Genomic DNA, 21568 nt, shown 5'->3' with positions numbered 1-21568 from the left:
ACTTCAGCGATTTGCAACGGAAGGGCTGCTGATGGACAATCAAACCGCATCCGCCGCCGCTCGAGGCGAGACTCGCTTGAGCGACATCATCTACGAAAAGATCATCGGAATGATTTCTGATGGGCGGTTTCCCGTGAACGAGCGGTTGCCGTCGGAGCAAAATCTAGCTTCTCTGTTCGGGGCTTCCCGGCCTGTGGTGCGCGAAGCGCTGGAGCGGCTGCGCAACGACGGGCTTATCGTTTCGCAGAAAGGTTCCGGCTCCTATGTGCGCCAGCAGCCGGATTCATCCGTGTTGCAGCAGGTTCCTGTCGGCTCGCTTGCCGATGTGCAGCGTTTCTTCGAGTTCCGGTCCGGCCTTGAGTCTGCAGCCGCCGAACTTGCAGCACGCAGTTGGCAGGCTGCCGACAAAGCCCGCATCGAACAGGCCATTACCGCGCTGGAACAGTGTCTTGCGCGCAACGATCTTGGTGCGGAGGAGGACTTTGCCCTGCACGAAGCCATTGCTAAAGCGAGCCATAACCAGTTCCACATCACCGTGCGGATATGGTTCAAGCCGCATTTCGCGATCGGCCAGTCGGTGACACGCAGCCTCAGCCTCAAGCGTACGCCGCAACATGTGCGCGAGGTACAGAACGAACATACGGCAATCGTGGAAGCGATTTTTGCGCGCCAGGAACAGGCCGCGCATGACGCAATGAAAGATCACATCCTGAAGGCCCGTGCCCGCATGTTTCAGGGCGTCGGCAGCTAGAACCGTTTTTTCAACATTTCAAAAGGCGAGCCATACAGGGCAAGGGAAAATAATCAGTGATCCAGCCACGCATCATCGAGCCGAAACTCCGCTCTCTCATCGACACGCCGTTGAAGGTCGGCGAATCACCGGCATGGGATGAGCGTACCGGGAATCTGTGGTTCGTCGACATTCTCGCCCCCGCCATTTTCTGCCTGCATCCGGGCGGCAAACTCGACAGATACGAAATGCCCGCCCAGGTGGGTTGCCTCGGTCTTTGCGACAATGGCCTTGTTGTGGCGGGCCTCAAGACGGGCGTGCACCTTCTAGACCCCGCAAACGGCGCGCTCGAACTGCTGTGCGATCCGGACGAAGGACGAGCAGAAAGCCGTCTCAACGACGGCAAGGTCGGCCCCGATGGCCATTTCTGGGTGGGAACCCGCGACGAGGCTGCCGTGCCGACAGGAAATGCCCGCCTCTATCGTATCGCGCCGGATGGCGGCGTCGAGCTTGTCATCAATGGCGATATGTTCACATCGAACGGGCTTGCCTGGAATCTGGACGGAACGCGCATGTATCATTCCGATAGCAGCGGTCTGATGTATCAGGCGTTCGATTTCGATGTCGCGACGGGCAGGCTCGGTCCAGCCGAGCGCCTGCACGATTTCGCACCCGACGAAGGCAGGCCTGATGGCGCGGCGACCGATTGCGAAGGCTGTTACTGGAGCGCCGGCGTTCAGGCCGGGCGTCTCAACCGCTTTTCGCCGGAGGGCGAACTGTTTGAGATATACAGGTTGCCGTTCAAAGGGCCGACCATGCCATGTTTCGGCGGCCCGGACCTCAAAACGATCTATCTGACGAGTCTTGTGACCGAGACGAACGGAACAACCACCCCAGGTACGCTTGTTGCGTTTGATGTGCCTGTCGCGGGCGTAGCCGTTCACAAATTTTCTATCTGAAGATGCCCTTCGATTTTTAAGGAAACCAGTTGATGACGACATTCGATTTCCGCCAGGCTCTGCACGGTATTTCCGGCGTCCCCGTAACGGCTTACGAGACAGACGGGGAAGTCGATATAGCTGTCACCATCGAAGCCTATGCCCGTGTAGCAAAGGCGGGCATCCACAATATCGTTGCTGCGGGCAATACCGGCGAGTTTTACGCGTTGACGCCCGCTGAAATTTTCAAGGTCTACGAAGCCGCGATTGAAGGGGTGAACGGGCAAGCCCCCGTTACTGCAGCGATTGGACGCTCGCAGCGGGAGGCCCTGTCCATGGCGCGTCGGGCCAGGGAGATGGGCGCGTCTGCGGTCATGTCCCACCAGCCGGTTGACCCGTTCGCAGCGCCGCAATCACAGATCGACTATTTTATCGGCCTGGCTGAAGGCAGCGAATTGCCTCTCGTAGCGTATGTCCGCGCCGACGGGTTCTCGGTCAACGACATGGTCAGACTATCGAGCCATCCGAATGTCGCAGGCATAAAGTTCGCAACGACCGATATTATGCTTCTGTCGCGTGCGATCGCCGCTTCCGATCCTGACGGCTCACTTTACGTGTGTGGACTGGCAGAAAGCTGGGCTCCCGCCTTCTGCGCCGTCGGAGCCCGCGGTTTCACATCCGGTCTCGTCAATGTCGCACCGCAATTTTCCCTGCAAGTTCATGATGCACTGACGGCCGGCGATTTCTCGGCCGCACGTAAGATCGTTGAAAAGATCGAGTTGTTCGAACGGCTGCGGACACGATACCGGAACGGCGCCAATGTGACTGTGGTGAAGGAAGCGATGCAGATCCAGGGGCTTGCGGTTGGCCCAGTTCGAGCACCAGGACTCGCCCGTCTGGACGACGAGGATCGTGCAACACTTGAAGTCCTGCTTGCCAGCTGGCAATGACAGAAGCCTCATTCCCGACTGTGGAGACACACTACGATGCCGATGATGGCACCCAACCCATCTGCGGAATTATGCGCCTAACCGGCTCGGTTGCGATGAACAAACAATGCCTTGCGTCACGCCCAGATGACCATTGTGGTTATCTGGACCAGGGGTTGATCACTTTCACCCCGGCAGCCTCGAAAGGGCTTGTATCGCGAGTTGAGATCGTGAGGCCATTTGCTGCCGCTGTGGCTGCAATGTAGCCATCGGCCGTGCCGATCGCTTTCCCAGACGCTCGAGCGCGTGCCATCAGTTCAGAGTAGAACTGAGAAGTAGCCAGATCGAAGGACAGGATGCGGCCGGAAAAGTGTGGCAGCACCTCGCCCTCGAGACGGTCGCGGAGGATAGTTTGCCGTCTGCCTGAAGGCATAGCAGCAATTCCGAAGCGAAGTTCCGCAATCGTTATTGCGGAGATGAACAGCGTTTCGACAGCTTGGGCGTCCAACCAGGCAATCACCGCCTCGTCCGGAACCGGTTTCCAAGGTTCGGATATGACGTTGGTGTCAAGCAGGATCATTCGAAGGTCATCGGCTTAGCAGGTGTCTTGTCGCGACTTTTCTGAAGAGCTTCAACGTCGCTGTTGGAAAGCTCTGCGTCGCGACCAATGGCCGCTAGCAAGGACCCGAGCTGAATACGTTCCGGAGGACGAACAGCCGCTTCAATAATGTCACGAATCTCGGCCTCCGTGCTCCGGCCATGATGAGCCGCTCGCACCCTCAGAGCGCGATGTGTTTCTTCAGAAAGGTTACGAATGGTGACTGCCGGCATTGATATCATCCTTGGAAAAATGATCTCTTTGATATCAAAATACCAATAATGACGCTAAACTTCAAGAGTACTGAGTTTCAGCAGGATTTGACCCGTTTTCATTTCGCGGCCGGTAATCCGTCGAGGATACCGCAACCACGAGCTATCGTCTTATCGGGAAGATCTATGCACACCTTGCGAGAATGATTGTCGAGCGGGCGGGGTTTTCAGCGAGACATGAGCATGACCCGAAATTTTCCATACTGGCCAATTCACAAGAAAACAGTCCTTACCCCGGTGAGGCTGGCTATCGCGCAGGCTGTCCGTGTTAATCGAGATTGGACATGTCTGATGTTGCCCTAGGGGTCCTCCGCGTCCATATAGTTCCAATGACGCATGATTCGAAAATATTCGTAGGTCTTCGATCCGCTCGCAAACGCTCGCCATCGGCCAGCGAAGCCATAGGCCCAAAATGCCAATGGGACGGGTGTGAAAAGAGCGGTACTCATCGTGCGCCGGTGGGATCGGGTGCAGAAGGTCTTTACCTCTTATTCTGCCTTGAGCATGTGACTGACTACAACAAGGGTTATAGTTTTACGACACCACCCTCCAATGCCGACGTCGCCCGTTACCAGAAGGAAGCGACGACGGGTGCGCGCCCGACCTGGGGAACGAGGGTGAGCACGGCAACTGAAACTCCGCTGCCGTCTTCAGTTCGTTCAGGCTCAGCAAAAACGCTAAATGCTCGCAAAGCCGATCGGCAAGGGCAAACGCGGATCGGCGCCCAACAGAGAAAGCTCAAGGTACTGGAAGCCAAAGCTTTCGAAACACTCGGCCTTTCTTCCCAGGCGACACCCCAAGAAATCAAGAGCCGCTATAAGGAGAGGCTCAAAATGCACCATCCCGACGCCAATGACGGAGACCGCAATTCTGAGGATGCACTTCGAAGCTCGATCGAAGCGTATCGAATCCTTAAATTGAACGGTTTTTGCTAAAGCCTGTTTGAAAGGGGCTTAATATCCCTGCCTTCAAGGGACCCGAGCCACTGACCCGCTCCAACGCATAGATGAGATGATCCCTCGGGCCTCAATCCAAGCCACCATTTCTCAAATGCATTCAAGGAGCATCTCCTTCATTTGCCCAGCAGCTATGAGAAGCCACGTGCGCCGTTGCGCGACATCGCGCTTGGCAATGGGCTTCGGCACGGTTTGTATTTTTTGCTGTTCGACCGCAAAAGCGAAGACACCGAGATGGCCTGTTGAACAAACTTTGCCGTGAGGAGAATGGCCGTCATCGCCACTTAAACGGCCGAAAGACACTGGGTTAGCAATCTATATCTTGCCACCATTCAACCGTGCGGCGCTTCTCTAATCGGCGGGCTGAGGTCAAGGTGTTTTCCATCTATCTGTAGTCGAGAAGGCAAGAGTTCTTTGGCAATCGGGCCCGAAGCGTCCACGGGGTGACCAATCCCCTCAACGGTGCTATACCCTTAACATGGACCAGATCGCCACACGCTCGTATCGTAGTGAAGACTTCAATGCATGCTTGGCAATCTTCGATGGCAACGTGCCAACGTTCTTTTCACAGGACGAACGTGTCGAGTTTGCGCAATTCCTGGATGACTTAGGCTCCTCGACGAGCTCTTATCTCGTTATCACGCTACATGGCCGCATCGTCGCATGTGGTGGGCTGAGCATCGGCCCAACCCCGACAATAGCATCTCTCTCGTGGGGCATGGTCGACCCAGCCCACCATCGACAAGGACTCGGCACTCGCCTCACATATGAGAGATTGAAGCTGGCCCGATCTTCAGCAGAGATTGCCGAGGTGGTGCTTGCGACAAGTCAACATACCAGTCGCTTCTATGAGCGACATGGCTTCAGGGTCGTGGAGACCACCCCCAATGGCTTTGCTGCCGGGCTGGATCGTTACGACATGACACTCCGCCTCGTGTAGCAGAAGCTCATGCCTCCTATGTGGCGTCCAACGTCTTTTCGCGGCCCTTGCTTCTCTCCGGGATCGACACTCGGCCCTCCCATGATGGGGTTCAGTAGATGATGTGGCCCAATCTATGCTGCATCCTGATGACGGATCATCGGAATAAACGCCGCCACGAACTCACATCACCATCGTCCGCGAAGGACGCCTTCCGCCGCTACGCGGAACCCTTAACTCGTATCTCTCGCTTGCCTTTGTGGCCGACCTTCATGCCGCTACGGTTGAGACAGTGTCCTCCCTTGTCCAGCGGAATTCCGAGCCATCCACCCACATGCGATGCATTACGACCGCAAGACGGCGGGCCAGTGCCACTTTGGCCTTCTTGCTGCCATGGCGCTTGGCGATGTTCATGGCCCATGCCTTCAGCCAGCACCACTTCACCACGCGCGTCATCATAGATTGGGCGGCCTCATACAGCAGTCGCCGCATCATGGCATCCCCGCGTAGAGAGACGTGGCCGACCCGGCTCATTTCGCCCGACTGCTTCAGCACTGGCGTAAGACCCAATATCGCTCCGACTGATCGAGAATGACGAAACCTGCTGGGAATATCGATCGTCGCGACATAGGCGAGCGAGACGATCGGTCCAACGCCAGGTACCGTCATCAATCGCCTGCAAACCTCATCCTGCTTGCCCTCCGATAAAACCCGCTTCTCCAGCTTGGCCAAGCCTTCTCGCAACTTGCGTCGTCCGGCGAGCAGTGGCTCCATGATTTCCGCCAACTCAGTGTCGTGTTCGACAAGTTCGAGTATCCTTCTCTCGAACGTGCCGCCAGAGGCATGGCCAACCTTCAGTCCGAAGTTGCGCAGGAGCCCGCGCATTTCGTTTTCCAGATCGATCGCCTTCTCCTGCAGCAACGATCGGGCCGTTAGCAAGGCGCGACGCTTCTGGCTGGTGAGCGTCTTCACATGCACATCCTTGAACAGGCCGACCCGCATCATGTGGGCGATACCGCGTGCATCGTTCCTGTCGCTTTTGTTCTGCTGCAGGGCATCTAGGAACGCCTTGGTATTGCGCGTCTCAATACAGAAGACCGGGAGCCCAGCCTTTGCCAGCCCTTCAAACAGCCATTGCGATAACGGTCCTGCCTCAACGCCTACCCTCTCCAAGCTGAATGCCGGATCGCTCAGGATGGCGACAAGGTCGTCAGGGTGGGAGACCACCTTGCGTTCCCGGCATAGCTTTCCGTTTTCATCGACGATACAGACGCTCGTTTCTTTGACCGAGACATCGAGGCCGGCATAGTGTTTCATGGCTGCGCTCCTCTGCATGATGGTTGTGCCTGGTTTCCGACAAGCGAATGTATCATCGGCAGTGGGGTGCGGCTCATTCTTCGGGGCGGATGAGATGGAGCACGAAGCCGATTAGCCCATCTATGTTATCCGCAACACTGTTGCTCGACATGTCGGACATGCCCCCGCCCTCGGATTGCAGGGGCATGCCGTCGGGTTCATCAGTCTGTCAGGTGTGCGTAATTTTGGTACCGAGTACTTTCAGGCACTCGCGCATGAAAGCGGCCAATCCCGTCCAGCCTTTCGCAGAAACCATATTGCCGTCGACATAGGCCTCCGTGGGCTTCACGTCGATATAGATGCCGCCGACAGCGGTAACTTCGGGCTCGCAGGCGCCCAGCCCGGCGACCTTCCTGCCCTTCAGCACGCCGGGCACGGCCATCAGTATCTGTACGCCGTGGCAGATCGTGAAGATCGGCTTTCCGGTTTCGTGGAAATGGCGCACCATGTCCTGCACGCGCTTGTCGGTGCGGATGTATTCCGGGCCACGGCCGCCCGCAGCGTACACGGCGTCATATTCCTCTACCCGCACCTCTGAGAAGGTCTTGTTGATATCGGCATAGTGGCCGAGCTTTTCGGTATAGGTCTGGTCGCCTTCGAAATCGTGCAGCGAGGTCTTGATACGATCGCCGGCCTTCTTGTCCGGGCACACGACGTGCACCGTATGGCCGACAGCCTCCATCCCCTGCTGGTAGACGTAGATTTCATATTCCTCGGTGAATTCACCGGTCAGCATGAGGATTTTCTTGCCGCTCATGTCGTGTCTCCTTTTGTCATGGGTGTTGTGGTGTGCCCGGCTGGAGCCGGGCCCGGTGTGCGATCAGAATGGCGATGCGGGGAAATAGAACTGGTCCGCATTCTCCGGCGTGATGAGCGGCGCGCCGAGCAAGAAGGAGCCGCGTACCGGCGCCTGCCCCGCGAACTGGGCAGCCGTCATGTAGATGGCCGACTTGATCATCGACGGCGGATAGGGTGTGGAGATCGGCGTGCGCTCGTTTTTCTCCTTCACCATCTCGATAACCTGTTTCATGCCGTTGCCGCCGAGCGCATACTTGATGTCCTTGCGGCCGGCATTGTCGACAGCCTCAAGCACGCCGAGAAGCATGTCGTCGTCATTAGCCCAGACCGCATCAATCTTTGGATGTTTTGCCAAATAGTCCTGCATCAGCTTGAAGGCTTCATCCTGGTTCCAGTTGGCGTACTGGATGTCGAGTATCTTGATGTTTGACTTGGCGACGACATCCGAGAAGCCCTTAATTCGCTCGTCGTCAATAACCGTCGGGATGCCCCGCAGCACAACGATCTGTCCTTCGCCGCCCAGCTTGTCGACGAGCCAGTGCGCGGTGTTGGCGCCAACGGCGATATTGTCGCCGGCGACATAGAGATCCTGCACGCTTGGATCGGTAAGGCCACGGTCAACCACGGAAATGAAGGTGCCTTTCTGTTTGATCTGCTCGACCGGGCCGGTCAGCTCCTCAGAGGTGAAGGGCAGGATGACGAGCGCATCGAGCTTGCGGCTGGCCGAGAGATCCTCAAGCGCCGAGACTTGGGCGGTTGCCGAGGCCGCCGTCGACAGCACCACGTCGATATTTGGGAACGCGGCTTCGATTTCCTTTTCGGCCTGCTCTGCATGGTAGACGACTCCCCCCGTCCACCCATGCGTCGCGGCAGGGATCGACACGGCGATCGTCACCTTCTTGTCTTCGGCCTGAACGCTGCCGAGCGGCAGGACAAGGGCCAATGCGGCTGTCGATAACAACAGTCCGGCTTTCTGGATAATAGACTTCATTTTCTCCTCCTTTTGAAGTCAGTGCTGTTTTCAGCGGTTGGCAGTAAAGCGGTGCGCCAGCATGGCGATGATGATGATCGCACCCTGTACGGCGGCGACGAGGTATTCCGAGACCATGTCCGAGAGGACCATGACGTTGGCGATGACCTCAAGAATGAGTGCGCCGGCCACCGTACCGCCGATGCGCCCGCGTCCGCCGCGAAGAAGGGTGCCACCGATCACGACAGCGGTGATGACCTGCAGTTCCCACAGCTGTCCGGTCGTCGGCGTTGCCGCACCGAGACGCGGCACGTAACAGATGGCCGCAATGGCCACGCAGATGCCTTGAATGACATAGGCGCCGGTGCGAACGGCCGCGACATTGACCCCGGAAAAGCGGGCGACTTCGACATTGGACCCGGCCGATGTCAGGCGGCGGCCATACTTGGTTTTATAAAGCAGGAACGCACCGATCATCACGACGACGAAGGTAATGAGCACCGGATAGGGAATGCCGAAAATGCTGCCGAAATAGACAGGTCGGTAGGCATCGCGCAGGCCTCGGTCGATGGGCAGCGAACCGCCATTCGTCATGAAGGTGATGAACGCCCGGAAAATCCCCATCGTGCCAAGCGTCACGATGAAGGGCTCGATGCGCCCCACCGTCACGATCAGGCCGTTAAACAGCCCGCAGAAAGCGCCGACCACCAGCGCTACGCCAGCTCCCATCGGGATGGCCCAGCCGCCGAAAGATGGGGCAAGATGGTTCATCACCATGATCGTGATGCCGGTAACGAACGCCATCATCGAGCCGACCGACAGGTCGAGCCCACCCGACGAGATCACGAAGGTCGCTCCCACGGCAATGATGGCGACGAAGGCGCTGCGTGTGACCACGTTGATCAGGTTGGCCGACGCCACGAAATTGGAATTGACCAGGGCGCCGATGAGGACGATGACGGCAAGTGCAATGAAGGGTGCGAGATCCGCCCAGCGGATGCGGCTACCCTCGTCAACGGGTATGATTGTTGTTGTTGTTGCTGTCGCTGCGGTCATGTTCGTCCTCCCCGACGACGTCGCGTCCACCGACAGTTGCGGCGTAGACGACATTTTCCTCATTGATTTCAGCGCCGAAAAGTTCGGCGACGATCCTCCCTGCCCGCATCACGAGAACACGGTCGGCAAGCCCCACCAGCTCCGACATTTCCGACGAGATGACGATGCAGGCCTTGCCCGCCCGCACCATGGCGTCGATGAATTCGTAGATCTGGCTCTTGTTGCCAATGTCGATGCCACGCGTCGGTTCATCGATGATCACCACCGAAGGATCGGTGAGCATGACCTTGGCAAGCAGCAGCTTCTGCTGGTTGCCTCCTGAAAGTTTTCCCGCCTCCAGCCGTAGCGAACGGACGCGGATATCGTAATCCGTCACGGCCTCCTCAAGCCGTGAGCGCTCGCCCCGTCTGTCGAGAACCGTGCGCGGATTGACCGTGTCCAGCGCCTGAAGCGTCAGGTTGGGACCAAGCTTCTCCTCCAGAAGCAGGCCCTTTCCCTTTCGATCCTCGGTCAGATAGACAAGGCCGGCCTCCATCATCGTGCGGACCGACCGGTGTTTGATCTCCTGGCCGTTGAGAGTGACGCTGCCCGTCCGTGACGGGCGAAGACCCATCAGCCCCTCGATCAGTTCGGTGCGTCCAGCACCGATCATGCCGCCGATGCCGAGCACCTCCCCCGGCCGGACGCTGAAGCTCGCATTTTCTGCGCGATGGTCGACCGTCAGATCGGTGACCGAGAGAATGGGCGCGCCTTCGGCAGGCGGGCGTTTGTGGGGATAAAGCATCTCCAGTTCCCGCCCGACCATAAGTTCGGCCATTTCACGCTGGCTGAGACCGGCGGCCGGCCAGGTGCCTATCATGCAGCCATCACGCAGCACGGTGATGCGGTCGGCAAGCGCCTGCACCTCGTCGAGGCGATGGGATATATAGAGAACCGCCACACCGTGATCACGCAGCCGCCTGACGATGTCGAGCAGGGCCGCAACCTCGTCATTGGCCAGAACCGCTGTCGGCTCGTCCAGAATGACGACCTTGCGGTCGTCAAGAAGCGCGCGTGCAATCTGCACAAGCTGGCGCTGGGCAAGCGGCAATTCACTGACACGGTCACGCGGGCGCGCCGTCGAACCGACCCTCTCCAGCAACTGGGCGGTGCGGCGGTTCATCGCCCGGTCGTCAACCATCGGGCCACGGCCGACTTCACGCCCCAGAAACAGGTTTTCTGCAACCGTAAGGTCCGCGGCGAGCAGAATTTCCTGATGCACCAGCACGATACCGGCATTTTCCGCCTCCACCGCGTTTCGAAATTCGACCGGTTGGCCGTCCATGAACAGCCGACCTTGCGTCGGCGCGACATGACCAGACAGAAGCTTCATCAGCGTCGACTTGCCGGCGCCGTTTTCACCGATGATGGCGTGAACCTCTCCAGCGCGGACATCGAGCGTCAGGTCCGACAGGACGGTGATTGGACCATAAGCTTTCCAAAGCCCATCGGCCCGAAGGGTTGCGACCGCCGAACTTTCCGGCGATGCCAAGGGTTGGGGTGACAGGACGGCGTTCATTCGAAAGCCGAAAGCAACCGGTCGCGTGAACGTTCGATATGGATGCGCATGGCGTCGACCGCCGCCTGCGGATCACCCGACCGAAAGGCCGCAAGCAAATTCTCGTGCTCCTCGAGTGCCTCCTGCGTCACCCGTGTGTGAAACATCAGCCGGAAAATATGCAGATGGACATGCTGGTTCGACAGCGTGCTGCGGATAACGTCATTTCCGGCAATCTTGAGAATCGCATCGTGGAAATGTGCATCCGCGCGGGCAAACCGCGAGTATCGCGTGTTGCGATCGACGGGCGTCTCGCCATTACCCATATCCGCTGCCGAGTTTTCAAGCTGACGCAGTGCCTCGGGGGTCATGTTGAGCGTTGCGAGCCTTGCGGCTTCCGGCTCGACCAGCAGACGGAAGGCATAGAGATCTACGAACTGCTTTTTCGTCCATTGCGGAGCTGCGCTGTAGCCGACCAGATGCTCCTTACGCACAAGCCCCTCGCGCTCGAGACGGCTCAGGGCCTCGCGGATCGGTGTTTGGGAGACGCCGATTTCGCGTGCCAGGACATCAATCGGAATACGCGCGCCGGGCGCTATCTCAAGGGACATCAGCCGATGGTAGATATTGTCGTAAACGCCATCGACCACGCTGCTCGGGCGAATGCTCGCTCTCGCTTCCCGTTCCGCCGTAAAAGCCACTTTCACTCTCCAATTGCTTCTTGACACGTCGGCATTTGTTACAAATAAGATATCGTATGTCAAATACAATATCGTATATGATCTGATATAGGATTTTGAAATGAAGCAGCAACCGGAACGACTCCGGCATCTGGCGACGGCCCTGCTCGAAGGTCGGGGCGTCCCGTCCGACAATGCGAGCCTCCAGGCCGACGTGCTTCTGGAGGCCGAACTGCGCGGGCTACCTTCGCATGGCCTGCAGCGGCTGCCGCTCATCCTTTCCCGGCTGGACAAGGGAATTTCCGACGCCAAAGCATGCGGAACCGGAACATGGAGCCGGAGATCATTTCTCAGCGTTGACGGCGAATGTGGTCTCGGACCTGTGGTAGTCATGCATGCGATGCACACCATGCGAAGTGTACTGAGCAAGACAGGAATCGCTGTCGCTGCGATCCATAACGCCAACCATATCGGCATGCTCGCCTATTATGCGGAGGCCGTCGCGAGGGAAGGCCTGATCGGCATCGTCATGTCGACCAGCGAGGCGCTCGTGCATCCGTTCGGCGGAACGCAAGCGATGCTCGGCACCAACCCCATCGCCATCGGCATTCCCTGCGGTGAGCGACCTTTCGTGCTCGATCTTGCAACCAGCGTCGTTTCCATGGGCAAGATCCACAATCACGCAATGCGCGGAATGCCTATCCCGTCTGGCTGGGCCGTGGATGCGGCAGGCCGCCCAACGACCGACCCGCAGGCGGCAAAGGCCGGGGCGATAGCGCCCTTCGGCGGCGCGAAAGGATACGGGCTGGGTCTTGCGATCGAACTTCTCGTCGCAGCGCTTGCCGGTTCCGATCTCGCGCCCGATGTACATGGCACGCTCGACGATACCCACCTGGCCACCAAGGGCGACCTTCTCATTCTCATCGACGCGGCAGCGGGAGATGGCAGTGTCCAGTCGCTTGCGACCTATTTGGATCGTCTGCGCCTGTCCCGCCCGACCAACCCTGCAAACCCGGTCGCAATTCCGGGTGATGGCGCGCGTCAGCGCCGCGCCGAGACTGAAAACACGGGAATAGAGCTGCCGCAGCCGCTTTTAGATCAGCTTATGGCGCTTAAGGCCGCCTGAATTATCGGAGGAGACACAGAATGAACCTTTTCGGCACATTGAGAGCGCCGCGCGAACTGCTTTTCGGCGCCGGGCAGCGACATGCACTCGGCAGCATCGCCGCCAGGTTCGGCAAGCGCGCGCTGATCGTCACGGATACACGACTTGCGGAAGATGCCGACTTTCTCACACTCGTCCGTCAACTTGACGACGTCGGCCTCGCCGTCATGGTCGATAGCTCCACCCTTCCCGACGTTCCCGTCGATTCCGCCGCAAACAGCGCCGAGCGTGCCCGCATTTTTTCGCCGGACCTGGTCATAGGTATAGGCGGCGGTTCGTGTCTGGACATGGCCAAATGCCTGGCTCTGCTTCTCAGCCACGGTGGCAGGCCGCAGGACTATTACGGCGAGCATAGAGTGCCGGGGGCCGTAATGCCGTTGATCACCATTCCAACCACCGCCGGTACCGGATCGGAGGTAACGCCCGTCGCCGTGCTTTCCGATGTCGAGCGCAGCCTGAAGGTCGGCATCTCCAGCCCCTATCTGATCCCGACTGTCTCTATCTGCGATCCGGAACTCACCCTCTCCTGCCCGCCCCGCCTGACGGCAATTGCCGGGGCCGATGCGCTGACCCATGCGATCGAGGCCTTCACAGCGATCCGGCGCGACCCCGTTCCGGGTATTGCCCAGCAGCGCGTCTTCGTCGGCAAGAATGAGATATCCGATCATTTCGCACTCAGCGCCATCACCCTGCTGTGGCAGGGGCTGGAAGCGGCCTGCAAAAACGGCGCGGACCGCGCGTCGCGCGTGAAAAGGTGATGCTGGGCGCAACGCTTGCGGGGCTTGCCTTTGGGGTAGCGGGAACCGCCGCCGCCCATGCCATCCAGTATCCTGTCGGCGCCCTCACCCACACAGCCCATGGTCTCGGCGTTGCCTGCCTTATGCCCTTTGTGATGACCTGGAACGAGCCGGTCATCGGGCGCGAACTCGCGCAGATTGCCGACGCGGCCGGCTTGCCCGGCCCCGAGGACGTTATCCCCGCCGTCGTTACGCTTTTCGAGCGGATCGGCATTCCCGCGACTTTGCGCGATCTCGGTCTTGCTGAAGACAGGATCGACTGGGTAGCCGAGCAAAGTTGCGGCATAACGCGCCTCATTCAAAACAATCCCCGCCCTTTGAACCCGCAAGAAATGCGCACCCTCGTTGCCGCCGCCTATCATGGTGACCGGTCACGCCTGAACTGAGTTGAAAAGGATTTCCCGCCATGACGTTCCAAAACAAAATCACCGGTTATGCCGATCCTGCCCTCCACGCCGAGGGCCTTTATATCGGTGGCACATGGCACAAGGGCGACGGCATTGCCGTGATGGATCCCTCGACGGGGAGCAAGCTTGCCGAGGTTGCTGACGCCTCTGTCGAAGACGCGATGCGCGCCGTCGATGCCGCGCAGGCAGCCTCCGCCGGATGGCGTGCCACCTCTGCCCGGCAACGCGCCGAAATCCTGCGTCGCTGGTTCCAGTTGATGACGCAGCACGAGGAAGAGCTCGCCACGCTTATCGCGCTGGAAAATGGCAAGGCGCTGCCCGATGCACGCGGCGAAGTGGCCTATGCCGCCGAATTTTTCCGCTGGTATGCGGAAGAGGCAACGCGCATCCCCGGCGAATTCCGCCACACCCCTTCCGGTTCGCATCGCATCCTCGTCGACCACGAGCCGATTGGCATCGCGGTGCTGATCACGCCGTGGAATTTCCCGGCGGCCATGGCGACCCGCAAGATCGCTCCGGCCCTTGCCGCCGGCTGCACGGTGATCCTGAAGCCCGCCTCCGAAACACCGCTGACGGCCTATGCCATGGCGCGGCTTGGCGAGGAGGCAGGCGTGCCGGCGGGCGTCGTCAACGTACTGACTACGAGCAATCCAAGCGGGGTGACGAATGCCATGCTCGCCGATCCGCGCGTTCGCAAACTATCCTTCACGGGCTCTACCGGTGTCGGCCGAATGCTTCTTGCGCAGGCCGCAAAGTCGGTCGTCAGCTGCTCGATGGAACTCGGTGGAAACGCGCCCTTCATCGTCTTCGATGACGCTGATCTGGAGGCCGCACTCGATGGCGCGATGATAGCCAAGATGCGCAATGCCGGGGAAGCCTGCACCGCCGCCAACCGTTTCTATGTCCAGTCCGGCATTCACGACGCTTTCGTCGCCGGGTTGACGGCCCGCATGGCTGCGCTCAGGATCGGCCCCGGCTACGATCCAGAAACGCAATGCGGCCCGATGATCACGACGAATGCCGTTCGCAAGATTGATCGCCTCGTCTCCGAAGCGGTGGCTGCGGGCGCTCGCCTGACAACGGGTGGTAAACCGCTTATGGAAAACGGCTATTTCTATCCGCCAACGGTGCTCGAAAGCGTGCCGGTGGATGCATCCATCGCCCGCGAAGAGATCTTCGGCCCGGTCGCGCCCGTCTACAGGTTCGAAACCGACGACGAGGCGGTTCACCTTGCCAACAACACGGAGTACGGTCTGGCTGCCTATATCTATTCCGGCGACCTGAAGCGGGCGCTCAAGGTCGGCAAGCGCCTCGAAACCGGCATGCTCGGTATCAACAGGGGTCTGATGTCGGACCCGGCAGCACCCTTTGGTGGCGTCAAGCAGAGCGGCCTCGGCCGCGAAGGCGGCGTCACCGGTATCCTGGAATTCATGGAGGCGAAATATTACGCTGTTGAGTACTGACGGGGGAACAGGATGACGTCACAGGATCTATACAGGATTCGGGATTTCGTGCAGGATTTCGACGCGATCGCCGCCGAATTCGCCACTCGTAGCCGTGCAGTTTCGGCGCGCGCGAATGTGTTGGCCGATCTGCGCTACGGCGCGCGGCCGCGGGAGGTTTTGGACGTCATCCTGCCGGAACGCCCGAAGACCGGTGCGCCGCTACATGTCTTTGTCCATGGGGGATACTGGCGCTCCGGCGAGAAGGAGAACTACCGCTTCGTCGCTGCTCCAGTTCTGGCCGCTGGCGGCGTCGCGGCACTCGTTGAATACGACCTCATGCCCGGCGAGCGGCTTGATGTGCTGGTTGGCCAGGTGCGAAGGTCCGTGCTCTGGCTACAGGAGCATGCCTTGGACTTCGGTGCGAAGCCCGATCGAATGACCGTCAGCGGCCATTCGGCTGGCGCTCATCTTGCCTCCTTCCTGGCCTCCATCGGCCCGGCGGAAACAAATGTTCCATTATTGCCCGAGTTGAAGGGACTTCTGCTTCTCAGCGGCATTTACGATCTCTCAGGGATACCCGACAGCTTCCTTCGAGATGAGGCCGAGATGACTGAGGGAGAGGCCGAGGCCTGGTCGCCGCTTGGAGCGACCCAGCTCGATTGTCCCATGCGGATCATTGCGGTCGGATCTAATGAAACGGCGCCTTTCCACGCTCAGGCCACGGACATGCAGACGATGCTGGAGAGAATGGGACAGGACGCGGGCATACTGAATGTTCCAGATCGCAACCATATGAGCGTCGTGCTTGACCTCGGCAATCCGGATTCGGCGCTCGGCGGTCGTCTCGCCCGGATGGTGTCGGAGTCATAAACTGATGGGATCCGCTGCAGGGGCCGCACCCTGTGACGGCGTCCTTGACGGCATTACCCTTTGCGAAAATTTGGACAAGACGCAGTTCTGACCGCAGAGCAACGATCGATACTGCATCTCATTATGTCATGGGACGGACAGGACAGCTTGCCTCCGCATTGGTGAGAGCAGGGATGAGTTGCTGTCTTGCAATTACGAGATTTGCGTTTTCCTGAGGGCATGGATACTGGCGCCAATATCGAAACTGGCCACGTTCCAGGCACCATGCCCTGGCTGATCGGCGAGCGGTTACCCCTATTCTGTTCCTTAGGACGGGTAGGCGCCATCAGTTTTGGCGGAGCGCACGTTGATGCTTCCCCGCAAGTGCTCCCAGCCTGCCGGTGGTTGGGACCTCGGCTTTTTGTTTCGGCACGCGGGGGTACTTGAGGGACCAACTCTCGGTCCCCGATCACGAGCATCATGCCAAACCATCACCTTATGGTATCAGTTACGCTATTATAACTCTTGAGAAGCTTGGGATCCTCAACACCTTAGCGCAAACTGCTGCTCGACCTCATCCGCTGGCGCGCGCGCCTAGGCTACAGCGCGCGGGATGGTGGCGGCGGCGAGCAAGGTCGCTGATCATTTATCCAGAAAGATGGCTTTCTTTCATCCTTAGCGTCACAACGACGCCGCCCTCTACCCAGTTATAGTCGATTGATCCACCGAGTTGTCCAGAGACTGTCCTGTGCAACATCTTACTGCCGTAACCGTCTGACGATCTGGGCGACTGGGCAGGGTCGCCTCCGTGTTCGCTCCACACGATCTCGACCTCGTCTTCGATTATAGAACCGGATATGTCGAGCAATCCCGCCTTATTCGACAAGGCACCATATTTGAGCGAATTCGTTGCCAACTCGTGTATCACGAGTGCCAGGCTGGTTGCGGCCTTCTCTCCTAATCCCATCCGCGGCACAGCAACGCGGATGCGACCTGCAAAAGCTCCAACGTCGTCGTAAGGGGCAAGCAGCACAGCAAAGAGGTCACCGAGCAATGCCGATCTCCCCTGGCCATCGGGGAGCGGGCGCACCAGTTCGTGGGCCCTGCCGAGGGCTGTCAGTCGCTCAGTCAACTGCTTTGCCATTTCCTCTTTTGTCTCGGTCGTCCGCGAGGTGATATTTGTTAATCCAGAGGCCAGAGCCAGAATATTCTTGACGCGATGGCTCATCTCGCCGGCAAGGAGTTCATGCCCTTCCTCCGCCTGCTTGCGGCCCGTGACGTCAAGAAAGATGCCTGTCATTTTTTCGGTTGCAGCGTCTCCCTCGTTGCCCTGGCCCCGAGCGGAAATCCAACGAACGTCGGAGGCGTTCGTGAGAATGCGGAAATCAATTTCAAACGGGCCGTCGATGGCGCGAGTTGAGACGAACGCCGCCCTGACGCGGTCTCGGTCGGCGGGATGCACCTTGGCGGAAAGATGCTCGAAAGTGAGGTCTACCTCGCCGCAAATGTCCCAGAGTTCGTAAGCCTTGGCATCCATCACAAACGTGTCGTCATCAACGATCCAGGCCCAGAGCGCGACCCCGGCCGACTGGATAGCACGCCTGAGCTCGGCTGTACTCCATTCAGGTTGTGATGTGCCTTTGCTCAATTTCAAATGTCTCCCACCCCATACAAAAGCTGGTATCGATCTAGAACTAGCTGGCCAGCGAAGCGTTATCAATGTTCTACGTAGTATGTGCTTTATTGGGATGGAAGTGGAATGGCATTAATTTCGGACCGGTATCGGGACATATTTGTTGGCGATGGAGAGATGGCGCAGATGATGCGGCGCCATGATTGGGCGGATAGTACACTTGGTTGTCCGGACGAGTGGCCCGAAGCGCTGAAGGTCGCAATTCGGCTGTTGCTCACCTCAAAATTTGAAATGTGGCTTGGCTGGGGTCCAGACATCGCCTTTTTCTATAACGATGCCTATAGGCCGACCTTGGGAAATAAGCACCCCAACGCGCTTGCTGTGCCGACAAAGATATTATGGTCTGAAATCTGGAATGACATCAAAGGGCGCTTGGAAACCGTTTATTCAAGCGGAGAGGCAACCTGGGACCGCGCGCTGCTCTTGCTTCTCGAACGCGACGGGTATCCGGAAGAAACGTATCATACCTTCTCTTACAGTCCGCTGATCGGAGACAGTGGCAAGGTCGAGGGCGTCTTCTGCGCGGTCACGGAAGAAACCGAGCGGGTCATCAGTGAACGCCGCCTGGCAACCATGCGCACCCTGGCGTCTGGCCTTGCCGTGGCCGACACAGAGGTCGAAGTCTTCAACGCTTCACGCAAAGCGCTTAACGACAACCCTCAGGATCTTCCCTTCTGCGCACTTTATGTTTTTGACGAGAACGGCAATGCGATGCGCCGGTGGGTTTGCGGCACAGCTGAAGACGACACTTTATTGCCCGTAACAATAAACCGTGGTGTGGGTATCTGGAACCTTGAACGCGCCTGGCAAAAACAGACCATGGATCTGATAGAGTTGTCGGCCACAGACGTCATCCCGTCGGGGCCCTGGCAAAGAGCGCCATCTCAGGCTGCGGTCATTCCTTTGGTCGGACAAGCCAGCGACCAACCCAAGGGGGTAATGATCACCGGGCTCAATCCGCATCGGGCGGTCAGCGACGATTATCTGGATTTCCTTAAATTGATAGCCGGCCAGATCACCTCGCGCTTGGCGAGCGCCGAAGCGTTCGAAACAGAACGTCGACGGGCAGCGGCGCTTGCGGAGGCCGCTGAGATCCGGGAAAAAGCAGCGTTGGCACTCGAGCAGCTCAATCGTCAACTCTCCTCAGAAGTGCAACTTCGGACCGCGGAGCGAGATCGGATGCGCGCCCTGTTCCAGCAAGCCCCAAGTTTCATGTGCATCCTCAGCGGGCCTGAACACACTTTCGAGCTGGTCAACGATGCCTATAATCAACTTGTCGGGCATCGCGAGCTCCTTGGCCTCAGTGTCAGAGAGGCGCTGCCTGAGATTGCCGGGCAAGGTTTCTTCGAATTGCTCGACGGTGTTTTTCGATCGGGCACGCCGTACATAGGTCGTTATGTGCCTGTTTTCCTGGAACGGGATGGCAACGAGCAGCCGGATCAGCGCTTCGTACATCTGATCTACCAGCCAATTTTTGATCTTAACGGATCAGTGACCGGGATTTTCGTTGATGGCTTCGATGTCACGGACCAGAAGCGTGCTGAGGATCAGCTTCAGAGCCTTAACCACACCCTTGAGGAAAAAGTCGAGCAGCGCACTCTTGAACTGAGAACAGCACTTCTGAAGCTTGAGAAAGAAACTGTCGAGCGCGAAACCGCACAGATCGCGTTGAGGCAGGCGCAAAAGATGGAAGCGCTGGGTAACCTCACAGGTGGCGTGGCGCATGACTTCAACAATCTTCTCCAGGTCGTGAGCGGCAACCTGCAGCTTCTCTCCAAAGATATCGACGGCAACAGGCGGGCAGAACAACGCCTGCAAAATGCCTTGGCCGGCGTTGCCCGCGGCGCAAAGCTTGCATCGCAGCTTTTGGCCTTCGGTCGCCGTCAGCCGCTCGAGCCCAAAGTCGTCAATGTTCGAAAACTCATCCAGAATATGGACGATATGCTGCGCCGGGCACTGGGCGAAGAGATAGAACTCGAAACCGTTGTCTCCGGCGGGTTGTGGAATACGCTGATCGATCCGAGTCAGCTGGAGAACGCCATCCTTAACCCTGGCAATCAATTCGAGGGACGCGATGGAAGGCCGCGGACGATTGACAATCGAGACCGGAAATGCGGTTCTCGACGACAATTACGCCCGTTCGCACGACGATGTCCGTCCCGGACAATATGTGCTCGTTGCAGTGACCGATACGGGGTCAGGAATATCGCCGGATATCATCGAACATGTCCTGGAACCGTTCTTCAGCACGAAGACGGACGGGAAGGGAAGCGGACTCGGTTTGTCGATGGTTTACGGCTTTCTTAAGCAGTCCGGAGGCCACCTCAAAATCTACAGCGAGGTCGGGCATGGGACGACCATGAAACTCTATATGCCGCGCACGGTGCAGGTCGAAGACAGCCTGAGTGATCCAGAGGCCATTGCGGTGACGGGTGGCACGGAAACTGTTCTCGTGGTGGAAGACGATGACGGCGTTAGGGAAACATCGGTGGCGCTGCTGACGGACCTTGGTTACCGCGTCCTCAATGCGCGAGATGCACAGTCCGCATTCGCCGTCGTCAGCAGTGGCGTTCAGATCGACCTGCTGTTCACGGACGTCGTGATGCCGGGCCCGATGCGCAGCACAGATCTTGCGAGGAAGGCCAAGGCTCAGTTCCCTGGCATGGCCGTGTTATTTACCTCAGGCTACACCGAAAATTCGATCGTCCACGGCGGCCGGTTGGACGCTGGTGTCGAGTTGCTATCCAAACCCTACACGCGCGAGGCACTGGCCCGCAAAGTCCGCCACGTCCTGAACAACGCGCAGCAACACAGGATTGCCTTGCAACGGATGGAGCGCCAGGAGCCCGCGCCTGCACCCGAGCGGGAGCCGCGTGATAGCCGCCCAACGGTGTCCGCAAAACCGCATGTCCTTATCGTTGAGGATGAGCCGCTTATCCTGATGTCGACGGTCGACATGGTAGAGGAGCTTGGTCACACGGTGCACGAGGCTAACTCAGCGGAAGATGCCCTCAGCGTCCTTGAGACCAACAGGATCGACATGTTGCTGACAGATGTCGGTCTGCCCGGCATGTCCGGGATCGAACTCGCAAGGCATGTAAGGGAACGCTGGCCAAACGTGCGGATCGTTTTCGCAAGCGGTGACGACAACGCCAAGACAGCCTCGGGCATTTCCGATGCGCAGCAATTATCCAAGCCTTTCAGTATCGATGGGCTGCGACAGGTTTTGGGTAAGGCCGATCGGACCTTGTGACCGCAATCTGGCTGGCATGACTGGCGCACGGGTATATCCACGTTTGCCATCGCGCTGTTTGGCGATGGCGGCCGGCCACTTGCGCAAGGTTGAGTATCCAGTCCCACCTGCGCTGTTGACCGCCGAGTCATCACGATAGTGGAACTGGATCTGTGGAGATACCTCGATGCCCCCTGGGCAAGCGAGGCCACGGCACCCTTCGCCGGTTAATGGGCCTTCC

Annotated in this window: 17 protein-coding genes and 2 pseudogenes; 10 read left to right on the top strand and 9 right to left on the bottom strand. The window is 58.7% G+C overall.

The features are described 5' to 3' along the window. The first annotated feature begins 31 nt into the window (after window positions 1-31). The 3 genes from QE432_RS24680 to QE432_RS24670 are packed head-to-tail and all read left to right on the top strand — an operon-like array spanning window position 32 to window position 2618. The gene (locus QE432_RS24680) at window positions 32-751 is read left to right on the top strand and encodes a FadR/GntR family transcriptional regulator (protein ID WP_003517195.1); all 720 of its coding nucleotides are present in this window, start codon (window positions 32-34) and stop codon (window positions 749-751) included. A 56-nt stretch (window positions 752-807) separates the two neighbouring features. Then, window positions 808-1689, top strand: coding sequence for an SMP-30/gluconolactonase/LRE family protein (locus QE432_RS24675; protein WP_306627279.1), 882 nt, complete (start codon window positions 808-810; stop codon window positions 1687-1689). Between the two features lie 32 nt (window positions 1690-1721). After that, complete coding sequence (locus QE432_RS24670; RefSeq protein ID WP_306627277.1) at window positions 1722-2618, top strand: dihydrodipicolinate synthase family protein; 897 nt, start codon at window positions 1722-1724, stop codon at window positions 2616-2618. A gap of 139 nt (window positions 2619-2757) precedes the next feature. Here the strand turns inward: QE432_RS24670 and QE432_RS24665 are convergent, their stop codons facing one another. After that, window positions 2758-3177 carry a type II toxin-antitoxin system VapC family toxin gene (locus tag QE432_RS24665; protein WP_306627275.1) on the bottom strand — a complete coding sequence of 140 codons (420 nt, stop codon included), beginning with the start codon at window positions 3175-3177 and terminating at the stop codon, window positions 2758-2760. Continuing rightward, a complete protein-coding gene (locus QE432_RS24660) occupies window positions 3174-3428 on the bottom strand; it encodes a FitA-like ribbon-helix-helix domain-containing protein (RefSeq protein ID WP_038496682.1) in 255 nt (84 codons plus the stop codon). The genes QE432_RS24665 and QE432_RS24660 overlap by 4 nt, the downstream gene beginning before the upstream one ends. Window positions 3429-3796: 368 nt before the next feature. Here QE432_RS24660 and QE432_RS24655 point away from each other — a divergent pair, with 368 nt between their 5' ends. Together QE432_RS24655 and QE432_RS24650 are read left to right on the top strand one after the other, a co-directional pair. Beyond that, on the top strand, window positions 3797-4402 hold the full coding sequence (locus QE432_RS24655; protein WP_306627486.1) for a J domain-containing protein: 606 nt from the start codon (window positions 3797-3799) through the stop codon (window positions 4400-4402). 499 nt (window positions 4403-4901) lie between these two features. Next, window positions 4902-5363, top strand: coding sequence for a GNAT family N-acetyltransferase (locus tag QE432_RS24650; RefSeq protein ID WP_112155296.1), 462 nt, complete (start codon window positions 4902-4904; stop codon window positions 5361-5363). Between the two features lie 249 nt (window positions 5364-5612). On the opposite strand, the gene QE432_RS24645 is transcribed toward QE432_RS24650, so the two are convergent. From QE432_RS24645 to QE432_RS24620, 6 genes are all read right to left on the bottom strand, one after another. Beyond that, a complete protein-coding gene (locus QE432_RS24645) occupies window positions 5613-6659 on the bottom strand; it encodes an IS110 family transposase (RefSeq protein ID WP_306627271.1) in 1047 nt (348 codons plus the stop codon). 208 nt (window positions 6660-6867) lie between these two features. After that, complete coding sequence (locus tag QE432_RS24640) at window positions 6868-7455, bottom strand: DJ-1/PfpI family protein (protein WP_306627269.1); 588 nt, start codon at window positions 7453-7455, stop codon at window positions 6868-6870. A gap of 63 nt (window positions 7456-7518) precedes the next feature. Next, entirely contained in the window at window positions 7519-8487 is a 969-nt protein-coding gene (locus QE432_RS24635; protein WP_306627267.1) for a substrate-binding domain-containing protein, read from the bottom strand. A 30-nt stretch (window positions 8488-8517) separates the two neighbouring features. Continuing rightward, window positions 8518-9522 carry an ABC transporter permease gene (locus tag QE432_RS24630; protein WP_306627265.1) on the bottom strand — a complete coding sequence of 335 codons (1005 nt, stop codon included), beginning with the start codon at window positions 9520-9522 and terminating at the stop codon, window positions 8518-8520. Further along, the gene (locus tag QE432_RS24625; protein ID WP_306627263.1) at window positions 9479-11080 is read right to left on the bottom strand and encodes a sugar ABC transporter ATP-binding protein; all 1602 of its coding nucleotides are present in this window, start codon (window positions 11078-11080) and stop codon (window positions 9479-9481) included. The genes QE432_RS24630 and QE432_RS24625 overlap by 44 nt, the downstream gene beginning before the upstream one ends. Then, complete coding sequence (locus tag QE432_RS24620; RefSeq protein ID WP_306627261.1) at window positions 11077-11766, bottom strand: GntR family transcriptional regulator; 690 nt, start codon at window positions 11764-11766, stop codon at window positions 11077-11079. Before QE432_RS24620 ends, QE432_RS24625 begins: the two co-directional genes overlap by 4 nt. Window positions 11767-11860: 94 nt before the next feature. Here QE432_RS24620 and QE432_RS24615 point away from each other — a divergent pair, with 94 nt between their 5' ends. The 4 genes and pseudogenes from QE432_RS24615 to QE432_RS24600 all read left to right on the top strand — a co-directional run bounded on the left by QE432_RS24615 (window position 11861) and on the right by QE432_RS24600 (window position 16423). After that, window positions 11861-12865 carry an Ldh family oxidoreductase gene (locus tag QE432_RS24615; RefSeq protein ID WP_306627259.1) on the top strand — a complete coding sequence of 335 codons (1005 nt, stop codon included), beginning with the start codon at window positions 11861-11863 and terminating at the stop codon, window positions 12863-12865. 20 nt (window positions 12866-12885) lie between these two features. Beyond that, window positions 12886-14087: pseudogene (locus QE432_RS24610) on the top strand (iron-containing alcohol dehydrogenase). 20 nt (window positions 14088-14107) lie between these two features. Then, the gene (locus QE432_RS24605) at window positions 14108-15571 is read left to right on the top strand and encodes an NAD-dependent succinate-semialdehyde dehydrogenase (protein WP_306627257.1); all 1464 of its coding nucleotides are present in this window, start codon (window positions 14108-14110) and stop codon (window positions 15569-15571) included. 12 nt (window positions 15572-15583) lie between these two features. Then, window positions 15584-16423 carry an alpha/beta hydrolase gene (locus QE432_RS24600; protein WP_306627255.1) on the top strand — a complete coding sequence of 280 codons (840 nt, stop codon included), beginning with the start codon at window positions 15584-15586 and terminating at the stop codon, window positions 16421-16423. 625 nt (window positions 16424-17048) lie between these two features. On the opposite strand, the gene QE432_RS24595 is transcribed toward QE432_RS24600, so the two are convergent. Next, on the bottom strand, window positions 17049-18056 hold the full coding sequence (locus QE432_RS24595; RefSeq protein WP_306627253.1) for a sensor histidine kinase: 1008 nt from the start codon (window positions 18054-18056) through the stop codon (window positions 17049-17051). Between the two features lie 156 nt (window positions 18057-18212). Between QE432_RS24595 and QE432_RS24590 the strand changes: the two are divergent. Continuing rightward, window positions 18213-21348, top strand: a pseudogene (locus QE432_RS24590) (response regulator). Window positions 21349-21568: the final 220 nt, after the last annotated feature.

This window comes from Agrobacterium sp. SORGH_AS_0745, from assembly GCF_030818995.1.
Classification (GTDB): Bacteria; Pseudomonadota; Alphaproteobacteria; order Rhizobiales; family Rhizobiaceae; genus Agrobacterium; species Agrobacterium tumefaciens.
This window is presented reverse-complemented; position numbering and strand designations above follow the sequence as displayed.

Bases quoted from the DNA above. Each gene is read 5' to 3' on its own strand.
- QE432_RS24600 (WP_306627255.1), top strand. From the start codon at position 15,584: ATGACGTCACAGGATCTATACAGGATTCGGGATTTCGTGCAGGATTTC.
- QE432_RS24615 (WP_306627259.1), top strand. From the start codon at position 11,861: ATGAAGCAGCAACCGGAACGACTCCGGCATCTGGCGACGGCCCTGCTC.
- QE432_RS24655 (WP_306627486.1), top strand. From the start codon at position 3,797: ATGACGCATGATTCGAAAATATTCGTAGGTCTTCGATCCGCTCGCAAA.
- QE432_RS24625 (WP_306627263.1), bottom strand. From the start codon at position 11,080: ATGAACGCCGTCCTGTCACCCCAACCCTTGGCATCGCCGGAAAGTTCG.
- QE432_RS24660 (WP_038496682.1), bottom strand. From the start codon at position 3,428: ATGCCGGCAGTCACCATTCGTAACCTTTCTGAAGAAACACATCGCGCT.
- QE432_RS24630 (WP_306627265.1), bottom strand. From the start codon at position 9,522: ATGACCGCAGCGACAGCAACAACAACAACAATCATACCCGTTGACGAG.
- QE432_RS24665 (WP_306627275.1), bottom strand. From the start codon at position 3,177: ATGATCCTGCTTGACACCAACGTCATATCCGAACCTTGGAAACCGGTT.
- QE432_RS24650 (WP_112155296.1), top strand. From the start codon at position 4,902: ATGGACCAGATCGCCACACGCTCGTATCGTAGTGAAGACTTCAATGCA.
- QE432_RS24640 (WP_306627269.1), bottom strand. From the start codon at position 7,455: ATGAGCGGCAAGAAAATCCTCATGCTGACCGGTGAATTCACCGAGGAA.
- QE432_RS24680 (WP_003517195.1), top strand. From the start codon at position 32: ATGGACAATCAAACCGCATCCGCCGCCGCTCGAGGCGAGACTCGCTTG.
- QE432_RS24670 (WP_306627277.1), top strand. From the start codon at position 1,722: ATGACGACATTCGATTTCCGCCAGGCTCTGCACGGTATTTCCGGCGTC.
- QE432_RS24645 (WP_306627271.1), bottom strand. From the start codon at position 6,659: ATGAAACACTATGCCGGCCTCGATGTCTCGGTCAAAGAAACGAGCGTC.
- QE432_RS24605 (WP_306627257.1), top strand. From the start codon at position 14,108: ATGACGTTCCAAAACAAAATCACCGGTTATGCCGATCCTGCCCTCCAC.
- QE432_RS24635 (WP_306627267.1), bottom strand. From the start codon at position 8,487: ATGAAGTCTATTATCCAGAAAGCCGGACTGTTGTTATCGACAGCCGCA.